At 64.7% G+C, this 2,879-nt stretch carries 1 protein-coding gene and 1 pseudogene; one reads left to right on the top strand and one right to left on the bottom strand.

The features are described 5' to 3' along the window. A pseudogene (locus EN984_RS29285) lies at nt 1-1,646 on the bottom strand (autotransporter outer membrane beta-barrel domain-containing protein); the annotation flags it as partial. Between the two features lie 225 nt (nt 1,647-1,871). On the opposite strand from EN984_RS29285, the gene EN984_RS29280 reads away from it, so the two are divergent. Beyond that, nucleotides 1,872-2,879: tetratricopeptide repeat protein (locus EN984_RS29280; RefSeq protein ID WP_164765728.1), on the top strand; the 1,008-nt coding region annotated here is incomplete at its 3' end.

Below are 2,879 nucleotides of genomic sequence, written 5' to 3'. Positions count from 1 at the left end.
GGCGGCAGCTCGGAAGGCGGCGGCGGCGGCGGTTCGGCCGCCGGCGGCTCTGGTTCCGGCGGCGCAGTAGGTTCCAGCGCCGGCGGGGCGGCGGCCGGAGGGGCCGGCGTGTTCAGCGTCGAGCGCAGGTACCAGTTCTCCTCGCTGCCGGCGCTGACGCCGCCCTTGAACAGATAATATTCAAAGGCACCGGCGGCGACCGGGGCGTCGAGCGCGAATGTCGTGGCGCCCGAGGTGGCGCCGTTGATTGCCTGGACGACCATGATGCCGTCCTGCGTGGTCGCAGCCCCCGCGCCGCCGAGATTGACCACGGAGATCCCGGTCGAACCGGAAGCCGTTCCGCTCGACAGGACCAACTTGTCGGATGCGGAGGAATCGTCACCGAGCTCGGTCTGGATAAGCAGCAGGCCACCCAGGCCGACATAGTTGCCCGAAATCGTCAGGCTGTCGGTGGCACCGGTGCTGCCATTGGTCAGGTCGATGCGGCCGGCATTGGTGACCTGCGCCAGCGGGCCCGCCGTAAAGGCCTGGATCGCCGTGTTGAAGCCGCCGCCATAAAGCGTGCTCGCGGCATCGACACTGAGCGAACCTGTGCCGGTGCCGCTATCGCCGAGCACCAGATTGCTGTCCATCGTCAGCTCGGTGTCGTTGGTGGCGTCGATGCTCTCCCAGTTCTGGAGCCGGCTGACCCCATCCAGTTTGACGTTGTCCAGTGTCAGCGCGTCGGTACCGAGGCCGCCTGATATGGCATCCGTGGCACCGAGATTGGCGTTGGTGAGGTTGCTGAGCCTGGCGGTGTCGTTGTCGCCGCCGAGATCGACGGCGCCATAGATGATGCCGCCACCGTTCCAGACGAAATCGTCGGCGCCAAAACTCATCAGTATATCGCCACCGACCGTGCCCCCGGTGATCGTGACACTGTCATTGCCGCCGCTGACGCTGATGTTGCCGCCGATGGTGCCGCCCGACAGGATGATCGTGTCCTTGTCGAAGCCGGTGACGAGGTTGCGGTCGATGGTGCCGCCGGACATGTTGAAGTAATTCTGGTCGAGCTTCATGTTGACGCGGCCGATGCGGCCACCGGTCATCACGGCGCGGTCGCCATCGTCGAAGAAATCGACGATGCGTCCGCCGGTCATGGTGAAGGTGTCGAGGCCGTCGCCCTGGTTGAGCGAGCCGATCTGGCCGCCGCTCATGTTGAAGTCGTCGATGCCGGCGCCCTGCTGGACATTGCCGGCGACGGTCCCCGCGCCAATGGTGAAAAAATCCGTGCCGCCACCCTGATCGACGGTGCCGGTGATGGTGCCGGACTGCATGTCGATGCGGTCCGTGCCGACGCCAAAGCTGACATTGCCTGATATCTGCCCGGTGCCGCCGGCAGGAAAATTGAGCGTGTTGTCGCCATCGGCATCGGTGAGGCTGCCGCCAGAGTCGCCGCTATCGCAGGTGTAGACGGTGTTTCCAGCGGATGGACCCAGCACGCATGCGGCAAACGCGGCGGAGTTGGGCAGCAACGCAAAAGCTGTAGTTGAGAAGATGCTAATAAGCCACGGGTGTAGCGGCTGCGGCTTTCGCCGGAGCGAAGCAACTGCCACCTGAGCATCCCCCGAACGACTGTTCGGAGGCGAGTTCTTCATATGCCGCATCGCGTCCCCCCTCGATTCGCGATTCCAGCCCCCGCCAGCCGCCGTAATGAAGACACAATTCATTCGATTTTACAAAGCCTAATCTGCCCCGCATGGTTGCTAAACTGCAAAGACTACTGAAATGATCTGGCGTAGCGCGCGGTTGGCGTGTCCGTGGCCCATGCTTTAGGATCGGTTTGGGCCGAAGGATCGAGGCCCTGTCACGAATCGATGAAAGGACATCGCATGGCAACCAGGGACGTATTCGGCCTGGCGCTTTCGGGCGCGACGGCGGCGGGATCCACCCCCTACAGCCAGGCGGTGCGTGAACTGCAGTGCTTCATCGGCGACCCCGTAGCCTCCGTCGACCGCGCCATCGCGGAAGATCCCGGCTTCGTCATGGCGCATGTCTTCAAGGGCTATCTGTTCGGCCTCGCCACCGAGCGGGAGGCGACAGCGGTGGCCAAGGCTTGCCATGAGGCGTCACTGCCGCTTGCCGCGACCACGCGCGAGCGGGCGCATGTCACAGCCCTGGGTCATCTCGCCAACGGACGCTGGCATCAAGCCAGCCGCATTCTCGAGGACATCACCATCGAGACCCCGCGCGACGGGCTGGCGCTGCAGGTCGGCCACCAGATCGATTTCTTCACCGGCAATGCACGCATGCTGCGCGACCGCATCGCACGCGCCCTGCCGTCCTGGCAAAGCGGCATGCCCGGCTACCACGCCATGCTCGGCATGCACGCCTTCGGGCTGGAGGAAATGGGTGACTATGTGAGGGCCGAGCAGCTTGGCCGCGCGGCGGTCGACATCGAGCCGCGCGACGGCTGGGCGCAGCATGCCGTCGCCCATGTTATGGAGATGCAGAGCCGGCAAAGGGATGGCATCGCCTGGATGCAGGCCAACCCGGAAGCGTGGACAAGGGAGAGTTTCCTGCAGGTCCACAATTGGTGGCACCTGGCGCTGTTCCACTATGATCTCGGCGAGACCGACGCGGTGCTGGCCCTCTATGACGGCCCCATTTACAGCGTGCAATCGACGATGGCGCTCAACATGGTCGATGCCTCGGCAGTCCTGTGGCGGCTCGCCCTCGGCGGCGTCGATGTCGGCGACCGCTGGGCGGCGCTCGCCGCCAATTGGCATAAGGCCGGCGCCGGCAATTATGCCTTCAACGATGCCCACGCGATGATGGCCTTTGTCGGTGCAGGGTTAGATGCGCCGGCCCTCGCTTTGCTTGAGGCTCAGCGCGAGGCC

It is taken from the genome of Mesorhizobium sp. M7A.F.Ca.CA.004.12.1.1, assembly GCF_003997835.1.
Classification (GTDB): domain Bacteria; phylum Pseudomonadota; class Alphaproteobacteria; order Rhizobiales; family Rhizobiaceae; genus Mesorhizobium.
Note: the sequence above shows the minus strand (reverse complement) of the source record. Positions and strands in the feature narration are given on the sequence as shown.